The sequence below is a fragment of the Flavisphingomonas formosensis genome (assembly GCF_009755815.1).
Taxonomy (GTDB): Bacteria; Pseudomonadota; Alphaproteobacteria; order Sphingomonadales; family Sphingomonadaceae; genus Flavisphingomonas; species Flavisphingomonas formosensis.
This window is the reverse complement of sequence record NZ_WRPK01000038.1, coordinates 1-1,385: the sequence shown is the minus strand read 5'-3', so window position 1 is coordinate 1,385 and position 1,385 is coordinate 1. Positions and strand designations below refer to the sequence as shown.

1 protein-coding gene is annotated in these 1,385 nt (G+C 64.3%); it reads left to right on the top strand.

The window, feature by feature from the left end:
* The first annotated feature begins 52 nt into the window (after positions 1 to 52).
* Positions 53 to 1,207, top strand: a complete 1,155-nt coding sequence (locus GQY20_RS31885; protein ID WP_408641156.1) for an IS701 family transposase — start codon at positions 53 to 55, stop codon at positions 1,205 to 1,207.
* Positions 1,208 to 1,385: the final 178 nt, after the last annotated feature.

Genomic DNA, 1,385 nt, shown 5'->3' with positions numbered 1-1,385 from the left:
GATTGCGCAGTGGGCTGGGACGCTTGTTGATTGGCGAGCGGCGCTTGACGAGTTGAAGGTGCATTTGGCTCCGGCGCTGGGCCGAGCGGAGACGCGGGCGTCGGGCGGCGCGTTCATCGATGGCCTGCTTTCGGGCGCCGAGCGCAAGACTGGATGGATGCTGGCCGAAGAGGCCGGATTGGATCGGCCCTATCGTATCCAGTCCTTGCTAGGGCGCAGTGCCTGGTCGGCGGATGCGCTGCGTGCGCTGGTGCAGGATTATGTCACGGCAGCGCTCGGCGAGGACGGTGTTCTGGTCGTGGATGAGACGGGTTTCCTCAAGAAAGGCGCGCATTCGGTTGGGGTCGCGCGTCAATATTCGGGTACGGCCGGGCGGATCGAGAATTGCCAGGTGGGCGTGTTTCTCAGCTACGCCAGCCGCTTCGGCCATGCGCTGATCGACCGCCGGCTCTATCTGCCCAAGGCCTGGGCCGAGGACAGCGACCGCCGCCGCAACGCGAGCGTACCCGAGGGCATCGCCTTCGCCACCAAGCCGGCCATGGCGCGCGAGATGATCGCTGCAGCGTTGGATGGCGGAGTTTCCTGCGCATGGGTTCTGGCCGACGCGCTTTATGGTTCGGACTACCAGTTGCGCCGCATGCTAGAGGATCGTGGCCAGCCCTATGTTCTGGCGGTGCGCTCCAACCAGCATTTGCGTTTCCTGACGCAGGAAGGCCTGATCCAGAGCGACCCGGCCTATCTGGCGGAGGAACTGGAAGCGGGCGACTGGCATGCGCTGTCGGCAGGCGAAGGCGCCAAGGGGCCGCGGCTCTATCATTGGGCGCGCCTGCCGCTCCGTTGGACAACGCAGGACGGTTTTGAGCGCTGGCTGCTCTTCCGCCGCAGCCTCAGGAACCCGGACGAGCTTGCCTATTATTTCGCCTATGCCCGCGAAGGCGCCTCGCTGGCGGAACTGGCCGGAGCAGCGGGCCTGCGCTGGACCATCGAGGAATGCTTCCTGCGCGCCAAGGATGACCTCGGCCTCGATCATTGCGAGGCCCGCTCCTGGCATGGCTGGCATCGCCACATGACGCTTGTCATGGCCGCCGCCGCCTTCCTTGCCAAGCTCGCCGCCGACCAGCGCCGCGCCATATGGACCCGTGCCGAAGACGATCTCGGCGATCCCGCCAAACGGGACAAAACGAGTCCGAACCGACGGGCAGCATGACGCCTGTTCAGGACGTGCTCACAACGCCGGAAATCCGCCGGCTCATCGCAAAGCTCATATGCGCTGCTCATAACCATCCCGTCTTCATCTGGGCATGGTCACGATGGCGGCGAATACACCAGTCTGTCGCCGCCTGTTGTCATCGAAGAAAACGGGTTAATACGCAACTGTAGTACTA